The sequence below is a fragment of the Streptomyces sp. JK94 genome (assembly GCF_053613315.1).
Genome location: NZ_JBSICH010000020.1, coordinates 212,995 through 229,415, shown reverse-complemented (window position 1 = coordinate 229,415; position 16,421 = coordinate 212,995). Strand labels below are relative to the sequence as shown.

The window sequence follows — 16,421 nt, the reverse complement described above, 5'->3', positions numbered from 1 at the left end:
ACTGGCTCTAACAAAAGCTGCTGATCATGAGGCTGTCGGCCGCTCTGCCCGTATGTCTGGGCATGGGAAACCGTCAGTCGCGGCCGTGGATCGTGTCGGACGAACTGTGGTCGCTGGTCGAGCCGTTGCTGCCGCAGCCGGGTCCGAAGAAGGCCGAGGGCAGACCGCGGGTGCCAGACCGGCAGGCCCTGTGCGGCATCCTCTTCGTCCTGCACACCGGAATCCAGTGGGAGTACCTGCCCCAGGAACTCGGCTTCGGCTCGGGCATGACCTGCTGGCGGCGCCTTGCGGCCTGGAACGAGGCCGGCGTCTGGGACCAGCTGCACCAGCTGCTGCTGAACGAGCTGCGGTCGAAGAACCAGCTGGACTGGGAACGGGCGGTGATCGACTCCTCGCATGTGCGGGCCGCCCGACGGGGCCCAAAAGCGGGCCCAGCCCGGTCGACCGCGCACGGCCGGGCAGCAAACACCACCTCATCGTCGACGGCCAGGGCATCCCGCTCGCGGTGTCGCTGACCGGCGGCAACCGCAATGACGTCACCCAACTCGAGCCGCTGCTCGACAAGATTCCCGCCGTCGCGGGCCGGGTCGGCAGGCCGCGCCGGCGCCCGGATGCACTGCTGGCCGACCGCGGCTACGACCACGACAAGTACCGCCGCCTGCTCTGGCAGAGAGGCATACGCCCCGTGATCGCGAAGCGAGGCGAGCCGCACGGCACCGGCCTGGGCACCTTCCGCTACGTCGTTGAGCGCACGATCGCCTGGCTCCACGGCTTCCGCCGCCTGCGCATCCGCTGGGAACGACGCGACGACATCCACGAAGCATTCCTGGGCCTCGCCGTCTGCCTGATCACCCACCGCCACGTCCAGCGGCTTTGTTAGGACCTCTAAGACCCCTCACGCACGTCTGAGGTCCCGCCCGCCGCTCCAGGATGCGGAACTTGCCCGATGTGGCGGACCCCCCTGGGAGACGAAGGTTGCGCCGCGCCACGCGCCGGCGCCGCCCTCAGACGGGCCACCGTCGCGCTCGCCCGCGGTGAGACGACCGAGGCCGCCCGTCAGCTCGCGCAGGCCCGCGCCGCCTGCGGCACCCACGACACCATGCCGCAGTACCAGCTGCCGCTGGCCACCCTCACGCTCTGCCTCGCCGCCGCCGAAGGCCGCGTCCTCGACGCCCGCGCCGAACTCGTCCGGGTCCTGGACTCCGGCTTCCCGCCCGGCACCCAGCGCTACGGCTGGTCCCTGCTGCTGTCCGCCACCGAGGCCGAGGCCGACGCCCGGGGACTGCCGGCCGCCGAGCAGGGGCGTGCCGGGATCCTCGACCGCATCGCCCGGGCCGCCAAGTCGCTCACCACCGGCGCCCCCACCTGGCTCGCCCACGAGAAATGGGTCCGGGCCGAACTCCGCCGTGCCGAGGGCCGGGACGCCCCCGAGCCGTGGGCGGACGCGGTCACCGCCTTCGAGCGACTGGAGCGGCCCTGGGAACTCGCCCGGGTCCGGCACCGGCTGGCCGGCGCTCTCCTGGAAGCCGGCGGCGAGGACGAGCGCGCCCGCGCGGCCGAACTGCTCCGCCTGGCCCGCGCCGTCGCCGACCACCTCGGTGCCCGCCCGCTGGCCGACGCGGTCGAGCTGCTCGCTCAGCGGGCCCGCCTCACGCCCCCGCCGCGCACGGCCGGGTCCGCCGCCCCCGCCGATCCGGCCGAGGCCCTCGGGCTCACCAGCCGGGAGCGCGACGTCCTGCGCCTGGTCTCCGACGGCCGCACCAACCGCCAGAGGGCGGAGGCACTCTTCATCTCCCCGAAGACGGCCGGCGTCCACGTGTCCAACATCCTCGCCAAGCTCGGCGTCTCCGGCCGCGGCGAGGCGGCGGCGGTGGCCCACCGGCTGGCGCTGTTCCCGGCGCAGCGGCTCACGTCCCGTTCCGCGCGGTGACGTCTATGCTCGAGGGACGCCGACGGACGGAGGCTCCGTGTTCCACGCGTTCGAGGAACTGTTCTCCCCCGGCCGCGAGCACACCCGCGACGAGCAGAACCGTCTCGAACTGACCCGCGAGGACGTCGGCGACGGCGACCCCGGCCACGGCCCGATCGACCTCACCTCGGGCAAGGTCGTCGTCCACCTGCCTCGTCCCGAGGACACCAAAACCGTTGCGTCCGAAAGACCGCGGCCCGGGCGCGACGAGGCAATCGGCGAGGACCGGGCGGCGCGGCCTAGGTGACCTCCAGCTCCAGGATCCGGTCGTCGCCGTCCTTCGCGTCGCCCCGGCCGTCCGTGTTGCTGGTCACGAGCCACAGCTTGCCGCCGCCCGCCGACGCCACCGTGCGCAGCCGGCCGTACTCGCCCTCCAGGAACGCCTGCGGGTCGGCCGCGGCCTCCGTGCCCTTCAGCGGGACGCGCCACAACCGCTCACCGCCCAGCCCCGCCATCCACACGGAGCCCTCGGCGTACGCGGCGCCGCTGGGGGAGGCCTGGTCGGTGGCCCACTGGGCGAGGGGGTCGTGGAAGCCGGAGCCGCCGCCCCTGCCCTCGGCCTCGGGCCAGCCGTAGTTGTCGCCCGGCTTGATCGCGTTCAGCTCGTCCCAGGTGTCCTGGCCGAACTCGGCGGCGAACAGCCGCTGCTTGTCGTCCCAGGCCAGCCCCTGCACGTTCCGGTGGCCGTACGAGTACACCGTGGAGTCGGGGAAGGGGTTGCCGGGCGCCGGTTCCCCGTCCGGCGTCATCCGCAGGATCTTGCCGCCGAGGGACTCCTTGTCCTGGGAAAGGCCCGTGTCACCGCTCTCGCCCGTGCCCGCGTAGAGCATTCTGTCGGGGCCGAAGGCGATCCGGCCGCCGTTGTGGATGACGCCCTTGGGGATGCCCCTGAAGACCGTGTCCGGCGCGCCCAACTGCTCGCCGGGCGGCTTCTTCTCGTCGTACAGCATGCGGACGATGCGGTTGTCCGACGCGGAGGTGAAGTACGCGTAGACCATCCGGTCCGAGGCGTAGTCGGGGGAGAGCGCGATGCCGAGGAGGCCGCCCTCGCCGGACGGGGACACCCCGGGCACCTCGCCCAGTTCGGTCTTCTCGCCCGACGTTTCGTCCACCCGCGTGAGCGTGGCCTCGTCGCGGGAGGAGACCAGCAGGTCGCCGCCCGGCAGCGGGGCCAGACCCCAGGGACTTCTCAGCCCCGTGGCGACCGTGCGGGACACCTTCACGGAGCCCTTGGCGGGCGGTGTCTCCTCGGCGGCCGATCCCGGGGGCGACGACTGCGCCGCCGTACGACCGGGGGAGGAGCCGCCCTCCGCGCCCGACGCCTCCCCGTCGCCGGAGGAGGAGCAGCCGGCCGTCAGCAGCAGGGCTGCGGCGGCCAGCACGGTCGGCAAGGCTCGACGTTGCACGGTCATGGTCCCTTCGACGCGACGGGTTCTGCCTGTCATACGCCGCACGCGTCCCCACGAGTTCCCGATCGGTGAACTCCGAACCCGCGGACCCGGCGGCGCCCGGCCGGGCGCGTCACTCCCACGACCCCTGCGCGGCCGGCAGCCGGCGCACCTCCGCCAGATCCCGCTCGGTCAGCCGCAGCTCCACCGCCCCCGCGTTCTCGCCCACGCAGTGCTCCCGCTTGGTCCCCGGCACCGGCACCACGTGCCGTCCCTGCGCCAGGACCCAGGCCAGCGCCACCTGCGCCGGCGTGACCCCGTCGCCGTGCCGGGCCGCGATCCGGCGCAGCCCGGCCACGATCGGCTGGTTGGCGGCCATCATCTCGGCGGTGAAGCGCGGGTGCCGGGCGCGCAGGTCCTCCCGTTCGAAGCCCTGCCCGGGGGTGAGCGTGCCGGTCAGGAAGCCGTTGCCCAGCGGCATCGCGGCGAGGAAGCCGACGCCGCGCGAGACGCACCACGGCAGCAGCGTCCGCAGCGCCTCCGGCGACCACACCGACAGCTCGGCCTCGACCGCGCTCACCGGGAAGACCTGCTGCACCCGTTCCAGCTGGCGGACCGTCGTGTCGTGCAGCCGCGCCCCGGGGCGCCGGGCCGACCGCGCGCCGAGCGCGCAGAGTCCGAGCGCCCTGACCTTCCCGGCCCGCACCAGCTCCGCCATCGCGCCCCAGGTCTCCTCGACGGGTATCTCGGGGTCGGCGCGGTGCAGTTGGTAGAGGTCGATGACGTCCGTCTGCAGCCGGCGCAGTGAGGCGTCGCAGGCACGCCGCACATAGCCGGGGCGCCCGTTGGCCACGATGTGCTGGTCGCCCACCAGCAGACCGACCTTGGTCGACACGAAGGCGTCGGACCGTCGCTCCTTCAGCACCCGCCCGAGCAGCAGTTCGTTGGTGAACGGGCCGTACATGTCCGCCGTGTCCAGCAGGGAGACGCCCAGGTCGAGGGCCCGGTGCACCGCCCTGACCGACTCGTCCCCCCGTTGCCGCGACGCGCTGTAGGCCCAGCTCATCGGCATGCACCCCAGTCCGACGGCCCCCACCGCGAGCGCCGTCGCGCCGATCGTCCTGCGCTCCACCTGGTCGTGACCCTCCCTCGTCAGGCCACCCAACCTAACCTCTGCCTTTCGAGCCCCTGACATAGCCTCCTGACCATGACTGCTGACGTGTGGCTGCCCATCCCGCCGGACGAGATCGAGGGCCTCCCCGAGGGCCCGGCCTACCGCCACTGGAACGGCGAGGAGGCCTTCCCCGCCGACCCGGCCGACTGCGTGTACTACGTCGTCCCCTACATGAAGCCCGGCGGGATCGGCGTGCGCCCGCTGCCCGAGATGCGCTCCGTCCGGGTCGTCCAGACCCTCTCCGCCGGCATCGACCACGTGGAGCCCGGGCTGGCGCACCTGCCCGCGGGCGTACGGCTGTGCAACGCGCGCGGTGTCCACGAGGCCAGCACCGCGGAACTCGCCCTGACCCTGATACTGGCGTCGCTGCGGGGCGTCCCCGACTTCGTCCGGGCCCAGGACCGGGGCGAGTGGCTCGGCGGGGTGCGGCCCGCCCTCGCCGACCGGAAGGTGCTCATCGTCGGGTACGGCTCGATCGGCGCCGCCATCGAGGACCGGCTCGTGCCGTTCGAGGTCGCGCCGGTGGTGCGCGTCGCCCGCTCCGCGCGCACCGCGGCGCACGGCCCGGTGCATCCGCTCACGGACCTCCCCGCCCTCCTGCCGGAGGCGGACGTCGTCGTCCTCTCCACGCCGCTCACCGACGCCACCCGCGGCCTGGCCGACGCGGACTTCCTGGCCCGGATGAAGGACGGCGCCCTGCTCGTCAACGTCGCACGCGGCCCCGTCGTCGACACGAAGGCGTTGCTCACCGAACTGGAGAGCGGGCGCCTCACCGCGGCCCTGGACGTGACCGACCCGGAACCGCTGCCGCCGGGCCACCCCCTGTGGCAGGCTCCCGGCGTGCTCGTCAGCCCGCACGCCGGAGGACCGACCTCGGCCTTCCTGCCGCGCGCGAAGCGGCTCCTGGTGGACCAGTTGCACCGTTTCGTGAACCGGGAGCCGCTGCGCAACGTGATCCTGACGACAGGCGCGTCATCCGGTTCCGGTACCCTGCGCAACCTTCCGGGCGCGTCGGGTACCCGTATATCCCCTGGTCGTCACGGAGCGTAGAGACCCTATGTCCCTGAGTGACGATCCTGGTGTATCGTCCGACAGGGGATGCGCCGCGCACCGTTCGGCGCCGGGGATGGACAGCTCAACTGTGAGGGGGGCGACGGGCGATGTACGGCCTATGGACGAACGACCCGACGCGGCGGAGCCGCCGCCGGCGACCCTGGTGCACGACCACGACCGCGCACAAACGGGGCCGACCCGGTCGCCACCGCGGCCATGACGGCCGGCACGGCCCTCATCGGCATCGGCACGGCGGCCGCAGGAGGCCGGGCCTGCCGGTCCACCGTGCCCCGCGGGGCACGACAGCGGCGCCGACCGGGAGGTGCCGGTGAGCCCGTCACCCCCCATGCCCACGCTGGACGGCAGGCCGCGGACGCAGTGCCCGCCCGGACCGCTGCCGCCCCGGCCGCCGGCCGCCGTCGGCCGGCCCGCCCTGGTCCGCCAGCTCGTGCTGGCCCTGGTCTGCGCGGCCTACGCCGTCGGGTCCGCGCTCGGCTGGGGCTCGGACCACGTCGCCAAGATCATGGGTGACTTCGGACTGAGCGCCGCCGCGGGCGCCGCCGCCGTCTCCTGCTTCCTCTACGCGCGCGGGCGCCGTGTCCGCTTCCGGCCCGCGTGGCTCCTGTTCGCCTGCTCCTCGGCGATGGCGGCCATGGGCAATCTGGTCTGGGGGTGGTACGAGGTCGTCCTGCGTCAGCCCGTGCCCAGTCCCAGCTACGCCGACCTGTTCTTCCTGTGCTTCGCGCCGCCCGCCATCGTGGGGCTGCTGGTGCTGGCCAAGCGGCCGGTGACGAAGGCCGGCTGGATCTGCCTCGGCCTGGACGCCTGGCTGATCGGCGGCTCGCTGCTGACGCTGGCGTGGAGTCTGGCGCTCGCCCAGGCGGCCAGGGCTGAGGGTGCCTCCAGCGTGGCGCACAGCGCGCTCTCGGTGGCGTACCCGCTGCTCGACATCGCCCTCGTCAGCATGGTGCTCGCGCTGCACTTCAGGCGCTCGCCCGTCGGCAGGTCGGCCGTGAACACCGCCATCGGCGCGCTCGCCCTGACGGTGATGTGCGACGCCCTGTTCACCTCACCGCTGATGCGGGGCAGCTACCGGTCGGGCCAGTTGCTCGACGCGGGCTGGTTCGCCGGCTCCCTGCTGCTCGCGTACGCCCCCTGGGCCGCGTCCCGGCGCGAGCGGTCCTCGCCGGAGGAGGGTTCCGGCGGGCACACGCGCGTGGTGCACGAGCACGTGCCCGGCCAGCGCGGCACCGGCCACCAGCCGCCGCACCCGGCCGAGCACGGGCCCGCGTCCGGACACGGGCACCCGGCCGAGCAAGGGTCCGCTTCCGGACGCGGACGCGGACCCGGACCCGCGTCCGTATCCGGCCGCACGGCCGAACCCGCGCCGTCCGGGGGCGAGCGCGGCCGTTATCCGGCCGCCCGGCCCATCGCGGGCTCCCTGGCCGCGCTCACGCCGTACCTCGCCGCCGCGGTCTGCACCCTGGGCATTCTCTACAACGTGCTCAACGGCCGCAGCGTCGACCGCGTGGTCCTGCTGACCGGCGGCACCGTGGTGCTCGCCCTCGTCGTGCGCCAGGGCATCATGCTGCTCGACAACATCACCCTCACCCAGGAACTGGCTCAGAAGGAGAACCACTTCCGCTCCCTGGTGCAGGGCTCCAGCGACGTCATCATGATCGCCGCACCCAACGGCATCCTCCGCTACGTCTCCCCGGCCGCCGCCGGGGTCTACGGACGTCCCGCCGAGGAACTCGTGGGCAGCGAACTGGCCGGGCTCATCCATCCGGAGGACCTCGGCTGCGTGGTGCACGAGGTGCGCCGCTTCCTCGCGGCCAGCCCGGTCGAGGAACCCACGACGCGCATCGAGTGCCGCTTCCGCTCCGGGCACGGCGGCTGGCTCAACGTCGAGTCCACCGTCAACCGCCACCACGGGGGCCTCATCTTCAACAGCCGGGACGTGACCGAGAGAGTGCGCCTGCAGGCGCAGCTCCAGCACAACGCCGAACACGACCCGCTCACCGACCTGCCCAACCGCGCCCTGTTCACCCGCCGCGTCCAGCAGGCCCTGTCCGGCCGCCGCGCCTCCGACCGGGGCGCCGCCCTGCGCGGTACGGCGGTGCTCTTCATCGACCTCGACGGCTTCAAGGCCGTCAACGACACCATCGGGCACCAGGCCGGGGACGAGCTGCTGATCCAGGCCGCCCGCAGACTCCACGAGTCCGTCCGCAAGGGCGACACCGCCTCCCGGCTGGGCGGCGACGAGTTCGCGGCCCTGATCGTCGGCGACGGCGCCCGGGACCGCACCGCCCGCGAAGGCCACATCGTGGAACTCGCCGACCGCCTCAGGACGACCCTCTCGCAGCCCTACCTCATCGACGGCAACGATGTCCGCGTCAACGCCTCGATCGGCGTCGCCTTCGCCGAACCGGGCCTCGGCGCGGGCGAGCTGCTGCGCAACGCCGACCTCGCGATGTACCGCGCCAAGGCGGGCGGCAAGGGGCGCGTCGAGCTGTACCGGCCGCAGATGCAGCAGGACGTGGTCCGCAAGGCCGAGTTGGCCACACGCCTGCGGGCCGCGCTGAACGACGGCCAGTTCGCGCTGCTCCACCAGCCGGTGGTCGCGCTGACGGACGGACGGATCACGTCGGTCTGCGCCCAGGCGCGCTGGCGCTCCTCGCAGGGAGTGCTGTTCACCCCCGCCGAGTTCCTGCGGGTGGCCGAGGAGGGCGACAAAACGGCGGAGCTGGACCGCTGGGTGCTCCAGGAGGCCGTCGAGCAGGCCGCCGCCCGCGCGGCTGCCGGACTCCCGGTGGCGGCGGCCGTACGCGTCGGCGCCCGCCGGCTGCTGGACCGCTCCCTGCCGCTCGGCTCCGTGGAGGCCCTGCTGACCCGGCACGGACTGCCCCCGGCTCTCTTGTGATCGAGCTGTCGGACATCGACCCACGGGTCGGCCTGGACGAGCTGGAGCGCAGGCTCAACGCCCTGCGAAGGGTGGGCGTACGCATCGCCCTGGACGGCTTCGGCAGCGGCTACGCGGCGATCACCGCGCTCCGGCGCCTGCCCGTGGACGTCCTCAAGCTCGACCGTGGCCTGGTCGAGGGCGTCGTCGAGTCGGCACGGCTGCACAAGATCACCAGTGGACTGCTGCGCATCGCCACCGACCTCGGGCTGACGTCCGTGGCCGACGGGGTGGATCTGCCCGAACAGATCGTCGCCCTGCGCGCGATGGGCTGTATGTACGGACAGGGCATGGCGTTCTCCGGGCCGCTGGACGAGTACCGGCTGCGCAGGGCGCTCGGCACCGGCCGCTACCCGGTGCCGCACGGACCGGCCGAACCGGCCTTCGCGGGCGGGATCACGTCCGGCCGGCCGGCCGTCCTGAGGGGTGGCACGACCCTCCGCTCACATAATGAGACTCCTGTCCCACCCACTTGACAGTGGATGCGTGCCGGGGGGAGGGTCAGTGCCATGCGCACCCGAATTCTCGTACTTGGAAAGCGCGTCGGCTGAGCTGGTGACGTCCGGACCGACCCGGACTCCCAGCGACCCACACCCGGCGCGCTCCCCTCGCTTGCCCTACGGCACGAGGGGTTTTTTGTTGCATCAGCACCCGTGGACAACCGCCACGCACCGCCTGAAACCTCGCAAAAACCTCAGCATCACCACCCTCAGCATCGAGAAGAGAATGCCGATGACCGAGCAGGCCACCGGGGCCCCTCACCCGCAGCCGCGGCCCCGATCCGGAGGACAGTCCGCCCCCGAGCACGTCACGGGCGCGCAGTCCCTCATCCGCTCTCTCGAGGAGGTCGGCGCCGACACGGTATTCGGCCTTCCCGGTGGCTGCATCCTCCCGGCGTACGACCCGCTGATGGACTCCACCCGCGTCCGCCACGTCCTGGTCCGCCACGAGCAGGGCGCCGGCCACGCGGCCGAGGGCTACGCGCTGGCCACCGGCAAGGTCGGGGTCTGCATGGCGACCTCCGGGCCCGGCGCGACCAACCTGGTCACCCCGCTCGCCGACGCGCACATGGACTCCGTGCCGATGGTCGCCATCACCGGCCAGGTCGCCTCCAAGGCGATCGGCACGGACGCCTTCCAGGAGGCGGACATCGTCGGCATCAGCATGCCGATCACCAAGCACAACTTCCTGGTCACCAAGGCCGACGACATCCCCCGGGTGATCGCGCAGGCGTTCCACATCGCCTCCACCGGCCGCCCCGGCCCGGTCCTCGTCGACATCGCCAAGGACGCCCTCCAGGCGAAGACGACCTTCTCCTGGCCCCCGGTCATGGACCTGCCCGGCTACCGCCCGGTCACCAAGCCGCACGCCAAGCAGATCCGCGAGGCCGCCAAGCTCATCACCGCCGCCAGGCGGCCGGTCCTCTACGTCGGCGGCGGCGTCCTCAAGGCACAGGCCACCGCCGAGCTGAAGGTCCTGGCCGAACTCACCGGAGCGCCCGTCACCACCACCCTGATGGCGCTCGGCGCATTCCCCGACAGCCACCCGCTGCACGTGGGAATGCCGGGCATGCACGGTGCGGTCACCGCCGTCACCGCGCTGCAGAAGGCCGACCTGATCGTCGCCCTCGGCGCCCGCTTCGACGACCGCGTCACCGGCAGGCTGGACAGCTTCGCCCCGCACGCCAAGATCGTCCACGCCGACATCGACCCGGCCGAGATCGGCAAGAACCGCGCCGCCGACGTCCCGATCGTGGGCGACGCCCGCGAGGTCATCGCCGACCTGGTGCAGGCCGTCCAGAAGGAGCACGGCGAGGGCAACCGGGGCGACTACAGCGCCTGGTGGAAGGACCTCAGCCGCTGGCGCGACACCTACCCCCTCGGCTACGACCAGCCCGAGGACGGTTCGCTCTCCCCGCAGCAGGTCATCGAGCGCATCGGGCAGCTGGCGCCCGAGGGCACGATCTTCGCGGCCGGCGTCGGCCAGCACCAGATGTGGGCCGCGCACTTCGTCCAGTACGAACGGCCCGCGACCTGGCTGAACTCGGGCGGCGCGGGGACCATGGGCTACGCCGTCCCGGCCGCCATGGGCGCCAAGGCCGGCGCTCCCGGACAGACCGTCTGGGCGATCGACGGCGACGGCTGCTTCCAGATGACCAACCAGGAACTCGCCACCTGCGCCCTGAACAACATCCCGGTCAAGGTCGCCATCATCAACAACGGCGCCCTCGGGATGGTCCGCCAGTGGCAGACCCTGTTCTACAACCAGCGGTACTCCAACACGGTGCTGCACTCCGGGCCCGACGACGTCAACCCGCAGGCCCGCGGCACCCGCGTCCCCGACTTCGTGAAGCTGTCGGAGGCCATGGGCTGCTACGCCATCCGCTGCGAGGACCCCGCCGACCTCGACAAGGTCATCGAGGAGGCCAACTCCATCAACGACCGCCCCGTCGTCGTCGACTTCATCGTCCACGAGGACGCGATGGTCTGGCCGATGGTCGCCGCCGGCACCTCCAACGACGAGATCATGGCCGCCCGGGACGTCCGCCCCGACTTCGGCGACAACGCGGACGACTGAGAGCCGTCAGGACTTTCAAGCAGAGGAAGCAGACCATGTCCAAGCACACGCTCTCCGTCCTGGTGGAGAACACCCCCGGCATCCTCGCCCGGATCGCCGCCCTGTTCTCCCGCCGCGGCTTCAACATCGACTCGCTCGCCGTCGGCGTCACCGAGCACCCCGACATCTCCCGCATCACCATCGTGGTGAGCGTCGAGGAGTTCCCGCTGGAGCAGGTCACCAAGCAGCTCAACAAGCTGGTCAACGTGCTCAAGATCGTCGAGCTGGAGCCCACCCAGGCGGTCCAGCGCGAACTCGTCCTGGTGAAGGTGCGCTCCGACAACGAGACGCGCTCCCAGATCGTCGAGATCGTCCAGCTCTTCCGCGCCAAGACCGTCGACGTCTCCCCGGAGGCCGTCACCATCGAGGCCACCGGCAGCGGCGACAAGCTGTCCGCCATGCTCAGGATGCTGGAGCCGTACGGCATCAAGGAACTCGTCCAGTCCGGCACGATCGCCATCGGCCGCGGCGCCCGTTCGATCACGGACCGCTCGCTGCGCGCCCTCGACCGGTCCGCATAACGACGGAAACGGGCGGCCGGCCCGGTCCGGCCGCCCGCATTCCGAGACCCCGAGACTTCCCCTCCCCCACCGGCATACGGTGGGACGCGACACCTGCACACAAGGAGAGAACCCAGTGGCCGAGCTGTTCTACGACGCCGACGCCGACCTGTCCATCATCCAGGGCCGCAAGGTCGCGGTCATCGGGTACGGCAGCCAGGGCCACGCCCACGCCCTGTCGCTGCGCGACTCCGGCGTCGACGTGCGCGTCGGTCTGCACGAGGGCTCCAAGTCCAAGGCCAAGGCCGAGGAGCAGGGCCTGCGCGTGGTGAGCCCGTCCGAGGCCGCCGCCGAGGCCGACGTGATCATGGTCCTCGTCCCGGACCCGATCCAGGCCCAGGTCTACGAGGAGCACATCAAGGACAACCTGAAGGACGGCGACGCGCTGTTCTTCGGCCACGGCCTGAACATCCGCTACGGCTTCATCAAGCCCCCGGCCGGCGTGGACGTCTGCATGGTCGCCCCGAAGGGCCCGGGCCACCTGGTGCGCCGTCAGTACGAGGAGGGCCGCGGCGTTCCCTGCATCGCCGCCGTCGAGCAGGACGCCACGGGCAACGGCTTCGCGCTGGCCCTGTCGTACGCGAAGGGCATCGGCGGCACCCGCGCCGGCGTCATCAAGACGACCTTCACCGAGGAGACCGAGACGGACCTCTTCGGCGAGCAGGCCGTTCTGTGCGGAGGCACGGCCGCGCTGGTCAAGGCGGGCTTCGAGACGCTCACCGAGGCCGGTTACCAGCCGGAGATCGCCTACTTCGAGTGCCTGCACGAGCTGAAGCTCATCGTGGACCTCATGTACGAGGGCGGCCTGGAGAAGATGCGCTGGTCGATCTCCGAGACCGCCGAGTGGGGCGACTACGTCACCGGCCCGCGGATCATCACCGACGCCACCAAGGCCGAGATGAAGAAGGTCCTCGCCGAGATCCAGGACGGCACGTTCGCCAAGAACTGGATGGACGAGTACCACGGCGGTCTGAAGAAGTACAACGAGTACAAGCAGCAGGACTCCGAGCACCTCCTGGAGACCACCGGCAAGGAGCTGCGCAAGCTCATGAGCTGGGTCGACGAGGAGGCGTAAGCCGCCCGCCCGAAGGGGCCGGAGCATGCCGCTCCGGCCCCTTCGGCGAACCACGGGTAACGCCGTGCACGGCGGCGTTGTCCATCCCGTCCAGCCACGGACGGGTGATCCTTCCGCAGAGGCGCAGGACGACCCCCGTCACGCCACTAGACTGCTGCCCAACATACGCGTCAGGCCCACAGCGTCGTGCGTCTTCCACGCGGTAGCCAACCTCCACCGCCTGCGGCCGTCGGGACGGCCGTCCGCATTGGACTTGTGAGGACTCACGTGAGCTCGAAACCTGTCGTACTCATCGCTGAAGAGCTGTCGCCCGCGACCGTGGACGCGCTTGGCCCCGACTTCGAGATCCGCCAGTGCAACGGCGCGGACCGGGCCGAACTGCTCCCCGCCATCGCCGACGTGGACGCGATCCTCGTCCGCTCCGCGACCAAGGTCGACGCCGAGGCCATCGCCGCCGCGAAGAAGCTCAAGGTCGTCGCCCGTGCCGGTGTCGGTCTGGACAACGTGGACGTCTCCGCCGCCACCAAGGCCGGTGTGATGGTGGTCAACGCCCCGACCTCCAACATCGTGACCGCCGCCGAACTGGCCTGCGGTCTCCTGGTGGCCACCGCCCGCAACATCCCGCAGGCCAACGCCGCGCTGAAGAACGGCGAGTGGAAGCGCAGCAAGTACACCGGCGTCGAGCTGGCCGAGAAGACCCTCGGCGTCGTGGGCCTCGGCCGCATCGGCGCCCTCGTCGCGCAGCGCATGTCGGCCTTCGGCATGAAGGTCGTCGCCTACGACCCCTACGTGCAGCCCGCGCGGGCCGCGCAGATGGGCGTCAAGGTGCTGTCGCTGGACGAACTGCTCGAGGTCTCCGACTTCATCACCGTCCACCTGCCGAAGACCCCCGAGACCCTCGGCCTGATCGGCGACGAGGCGCTGCGCAAGGTCAAGCCGAGCGTCCGCATCGTCAACGCCGCGCGCGGCGGCATCGTCGACGAGGAGGCGCTGTACTCGGCGCTCAAGGAGGGCCGCGTCGCCGGCGCCGGCCTCGACGTGTACGCCAAGGAGCCCTGCACCGACTCGCCGCTGTTCGAGTTCGACCAGGTGGTCTGCACCCCGCACCTCGGCGCCTCCACCGACGAGGCCCAGGAGAAGGCCGGCATCGCCGTCGCCAAGTCGGTCCGCCTCGCCCTCGCCGGTGAGCTGGTCCCGGACGCGGTGAACGTCCAGGGTGGCGTCATCGCCGAGGACGTCAAGCCGGGCCTGCCGCTCGCCGAGCGCCTCGGCCGCATCTTCACCGCGCTCGCCGGCGAGGTCGCCGTCCGCCTCGACGTCGAGGTCTACGGCGAGATCACCCAGCACGACGTGAAGGTGCTGGAGCTGTCCGCCCTCAAGGGTGTCTTCGAGGACGTCGTCGACGAGACCGTGTCCTACGTCAACGCCCCGCTGTTCGCCCAGGAGCGCGGCGTCGAGGTCCGGCTGACCACCAGCTCGGAGTCCCCGGAGCACCGCAACGTCGTCACGGTGCGCGGCACCCTCTCGGACGGCGAGGAGGTGTCGGTCTCCGGCACCCTGGCCGGCCCCAAGCACCTCCAGAAGCTCGTCGCCGTCGGTGAGTACGACGTCGACCTCGCCCTCGCCGACCACATGCTGGTCCTGCGCTACGAGGACCGTCCCGGTGTCGTCGGCACCGTCGGCCGCGTCATCGGCGAGGCCGGCATCAACATCGCCGGGATGCAGGTCGCCCGTGCGACGGTGGGCGGCGAGGCGCTGGCCGTGCTGACCGTCGACGACACGGTGCCCTCCGGGGTGCTGGCGGAGGTCGCGGCGGAGATCGGGGCCACGTCGGCCCGGTCGGTAAACCTGGTATGACGTGAGCCGGGGCTCGCGCCCCCGGGCCCCGTTCGCCCGCGAGCGGGATCGTCCTCACCCGCCGGACGGGCCGGCATGTCCAGCCCGTCCGGCGTTTTCCGTGGTCGGCGGCGAGGCCGGGGCGCCGCCCAGGGTCTTCGGACCGGCGCAGGGGCGTCGGACGGGCGACCTCGGCGGTCTCGTCCTCACCGACCACGATCTCCAGCAGGGTGCCGGAGGCGGAGGCGGAGGCCGGGGGCGGGGGTCTCGGGACGCCGTGGCGGCGGGCGCGGCCTCGGCCCCCTGCTCATGGGCGGGCGGGCGGAGAACGTGTCGGACGAGAGGGCGGACACCCCCGGGGACGGGGACGTTCCACGTGACCCTGACGACGGGGCTGATCGCGCAGTGAACCTTCGATCCGAAACCGCCCCCGAGGGCGAGCAGCGCGCCGAGCGCCTGCACCGGGTGATCGAGGTCGCTACAGAGCGCAGGCCTTGAGCGCCATGTGCAGCAGCAGCCGGTCCTCCCCGTCGTCCAGGTCGAGGCCGGTGAGCCGCTCGACGCGGGAGAGGCGGTAGTACAGGGTCTGTCGGTGGATGCCCAGCTCGGCGGCGGTGCGGCCGGCCTGGCCCGCGCAGTCGAGGTAGACCTCGGCGGTGCGGGCCAGTGCGCGGTGGGCGGGAGCGAGCAGCACCCGGACGGCGGGATCCTGCGCGACCTGCGCGGGCAGCGCCGTCAGCAGGCGGAACGCCCCGATGGACGTCCACTCGGCGACCGGTGCGAACCGGCTCTCGGCGCGCGCCGCCCGGGCCGCGGCCGACGCCTCCCGCCAGGCGGCGCCCAGCTCGGCCAGCCCGGTGCGCGGCGCGGAGACCCCCGCCGCCGTGTCGCCGGCGCCCCCGCCCGCGTCCCGCGCCCGCTCCAGCAGCCGCCCCGCCGCCGACGTCGCCGGGGTCAGTACGTCCGCCGACCGCAGCCGGACCAGCAGCGCCAGTGACTGGCCCGACGCCCCCCACGGCACCGCGCACAGCGCCGTCGCCCCCGGCACGGTGCGGACCGAGGGCGCGTCGTCGGGGTCGGCCGACGGCCACGGGGCCACGCACACCACCGCGTGGGGCGTGTCCGCGCGGGGGCCGAGGGCGGTGCGCAGTTCGGCCACGGCCATCTCCCGCTGCCAGTCGCGCTCGGCGGTCAGCACGGCCCTCAGCTCCCTGCTCAGGTCGGCGCCGTGCTGCGCCTCGTCCGCGAGCAGCGCGCCGATCCGGGCGGTGACGGCCATGGCGGCCGTCAGCTGCCGCTCGCTCGGGCCGGGGTCGGTGTCCAGGAGCCACACGTAGCCGAGGACGACACCCCGGTGCCGTACCGGCAGACAGGTGCGCCCCCGGTACACCCCCGCCTCCGGTGTCGGCGGAATCCGGACCGGCCCGCTCGCGCGGGTGATGCCGAACCCCTCGAACCAGGCCCGGACGGCCGCGGTCGAGCGCCGGGTCAGGATCGAGCGGGTGCGCACCGGGTCCAGGGCGGAAGGGTCGAGGTCGCCCTCGCTGTCGTAGGCGCCGAAGGCGATCAGCTCGAAGTCGCGGTTCTCCAGGGTCGCGGGCGCGCCCAGCAGCTCGGAGATCTCGTCGACCAGCTCCTGGTAGTCACCCTGGGAATCCGTCGTCACCCGGACATTCTGCCGGACGTGGACGGGACCGTCATACATCTGTCTGAGAACTCCGGCGCGGATGCGTGACAGCTGTCGATGGCCGACGATCGGGGGCATCCTTAGATTTCACGGTGGTTCTC

9 protein-coding genes and 3 pseudogenes are annotated in these 16,421 nt (G+C 72.4%); 9 read left to right on the top strand and 3 right to left on the bottom strand.

Features of this window, described 5'->3' with window-relative positions:
• The first annotated feature begins 26 nt into the window (after window positions 1-26).
• The 3 genes and pseudogenes from ACVV2G_RS20220 (at window position 27) to ACVV2G_RS20210 (ending at window position 2,216) form a co-directional block, all read left to right on the top strand.
• Window positions 27-880: pseudogene (locus ACVV2G_RS20220) on the top strand (IS5 family transposase).
• A 99-nt stretch (window positions 881-979) separates the two neighbouring features.
• Window positions 980-1,930, top strand: a pseudogene (locus tag ACVV2G_RS20215) (helix-turn-helix transcriptional regulator); the annotation flags it as partial.
• Window positions 1,931-1,967: 37 nt separating this feature from the next.
• A complete protein-coding gene (locus ACVV2G_RS20210) occupies window positions 1,968-2,216 on the top strand; it encodes a DUF6191 domain-containing protein (protein ID WP_453844128.1) in 249 nt (82 codons plus the stop codon).
• Here the strand turns inward: ACVV2G_RS20210 and ACVV2G_RS20205 are convergent.
• Together ACVV2G_RS20205 and ACVV2G_RS20200 are read right to left on the bottom strand one after the other, a co-directional pair.
• Window positions 2,209-3,381, bottom strand: coding sequence for a PQQ-dependent sugar dehydrogenase (locus ACVV2G_RS20205; RefSeq protein ID WP_453844127.1), 1,173 nt, complete (start codon window positions 3,379-3,381; stop codon window positions 2,209-2,211). The two genes, ACVV2G_RS20210 and ACVV2G_RS20205, sit on opposite strands and share 8 nt — an antisense overlap.
• A gap of 109 nt (window positions 3,382-3,490) precedes the next feature.
• Window positions 3,491-4,489 carry an aldo/keto reductase gene (locus ACVV2G_RS20200; RefSeq protein ID WP_453844126.1) on the bottom strand — a complete coding sequence of 333 codons (999 nt, stop codon included), beginning with the start codon at window positions 4,487-4,489 and terminating at the stop codon, window positions 3,491-3,493.
• Between the two features lie 75 nt (window positions 4,490-4,564).
• Between ACVV2G_RS20200 and ACVV2G_RS20195 the strand changes: the two genes are divergently transcribed.
• The 6 genes and pseudogenes from ACVV2G_RS20195 to serA all read left to right on the top strand — a co-directional run bounded on the left by ACVV2G_RS20195 (window position 4,565) and on the right by serA (window position 14,654).
• A complete protein-coding gene (locus tag ACVV2G_RS20195; protein ID WP_453844125.1) occupies window positions 4,565-5,581 on the top strand; it encodes a 2-hydroxyacid dehydrogenase in 1,017 nt (338 codons plus the stop codon).
• 349 nt (window positions 5,582-5,930) lie between these two features.
• A pseudogene (locus ACVV2G_RS20190) lies at window positions 5,931-9,022 on the top strand (putative bifunctional diguanylate cyclase/phosphodiesterase).
• A 250-nt stretch (window positions 9,023-9,272) separates the two neighbouring features.
• Window positions 9,273-11,123: an acetolactate synthase large subunit gene (locus ACVV2G_RS20185; protein WP_453844124.1), complete on the top strand. Its 1,851-nt coding sequence runs from the start codon at window positions 9,273-9,275 to the stop codon at window positions 11,121-11,123.
• 35 nt (window positions 11,124-11,158) lie between these two features.
• Entirely contained in the window at window positions 11,159-11,683 is a 525-nt protein-coding gene (gene ilvN, locus ACVV2G_RS20180) for an acetolactate synthase small subunit (RefSeq protein ID WP_453844123.1), read from the top strand.
• A 115-nt stretch (window positions 11,684-11,798) separates the two neighbouring features.
• Complete coding sequence (gene ilvC, locus ACVV2G_RS20175) at window positions 11,799-12,797, top strand: ketol-acid reductoisomerase (RefSeq protein WP_453844122.1); 999 nt, start codon at window positions 11,799-11,801, stop codon at window positions 12,795-12,797.
• 267 nt (window positions 12,798-13,064) lie between these two features.
• Complete coding sequence (gene serA / locus ACVV2G_RS20170; RefSeq protein WP_453844121.1) at window positions 13,065-14,654, top strand: phosphoglycerate dehydrogenase; 1,590 nt, start codon at window positions 13,065-13,067, stop codon at window positions 14,652-14,654.
• A gap of 457 nt (window positions 14,655-15,111) precedes the next feature.
• Here the strand turns inward: serA and ACVV2G_RS20165 are convergent, their stop codons facing one another.
• Window positions 15,112-16,338 (bottom strand): PucR family transcriptional regulator, encoded by a 1,227-nt coding sequence (locus ACVV2G_RS20165; protein ID WP_453844120.1) that lies wholly within the window; start codon window positions 16,336-16,338, stop codon window positions 15,112-15,114.
• Between the last annotated feature and the right edge of the window lie 83 nt (window positions 16,339-16,421).

Coding starts and splice junctions, on each gene's coding strand:
- ACVV2G_RS20195 (WP_453844125.1), top strand. CDS start 4,565: ATGACTGCTGACGTGTGGCTGCCCATCCCGCCGGACGAGATCGAGGGC.
- ilvN (WP_453844123.1), top strand. CDS start 11,159: ATGTCCAAGCACACGCTCTCCGTCCTGGTGGAGAACACCCCCGGCATC.
- ACVV2G_RS20165 (WP_453844120.1), bottom strand. CDS start 16,338: ATGTATGACGGTCCCGTCCACGTCCGGCAGAATGTCCGGGTGACGACG.
- ACVV2G_RS20185 (WP_453844124.1), top strand. CDS start 9,273: ATGCCGATGACCGAGCAGGCCACCGGGGCCCCTCACCCGCAGCCGCGG.
- ACVV2G_RS20205 (WP_453844127.1), bottom strand. CDS start 3,381: ATGACCGTGCAACGTCGAGCCTTGCCGACCGTGCTGGCCGCCGCAGCC.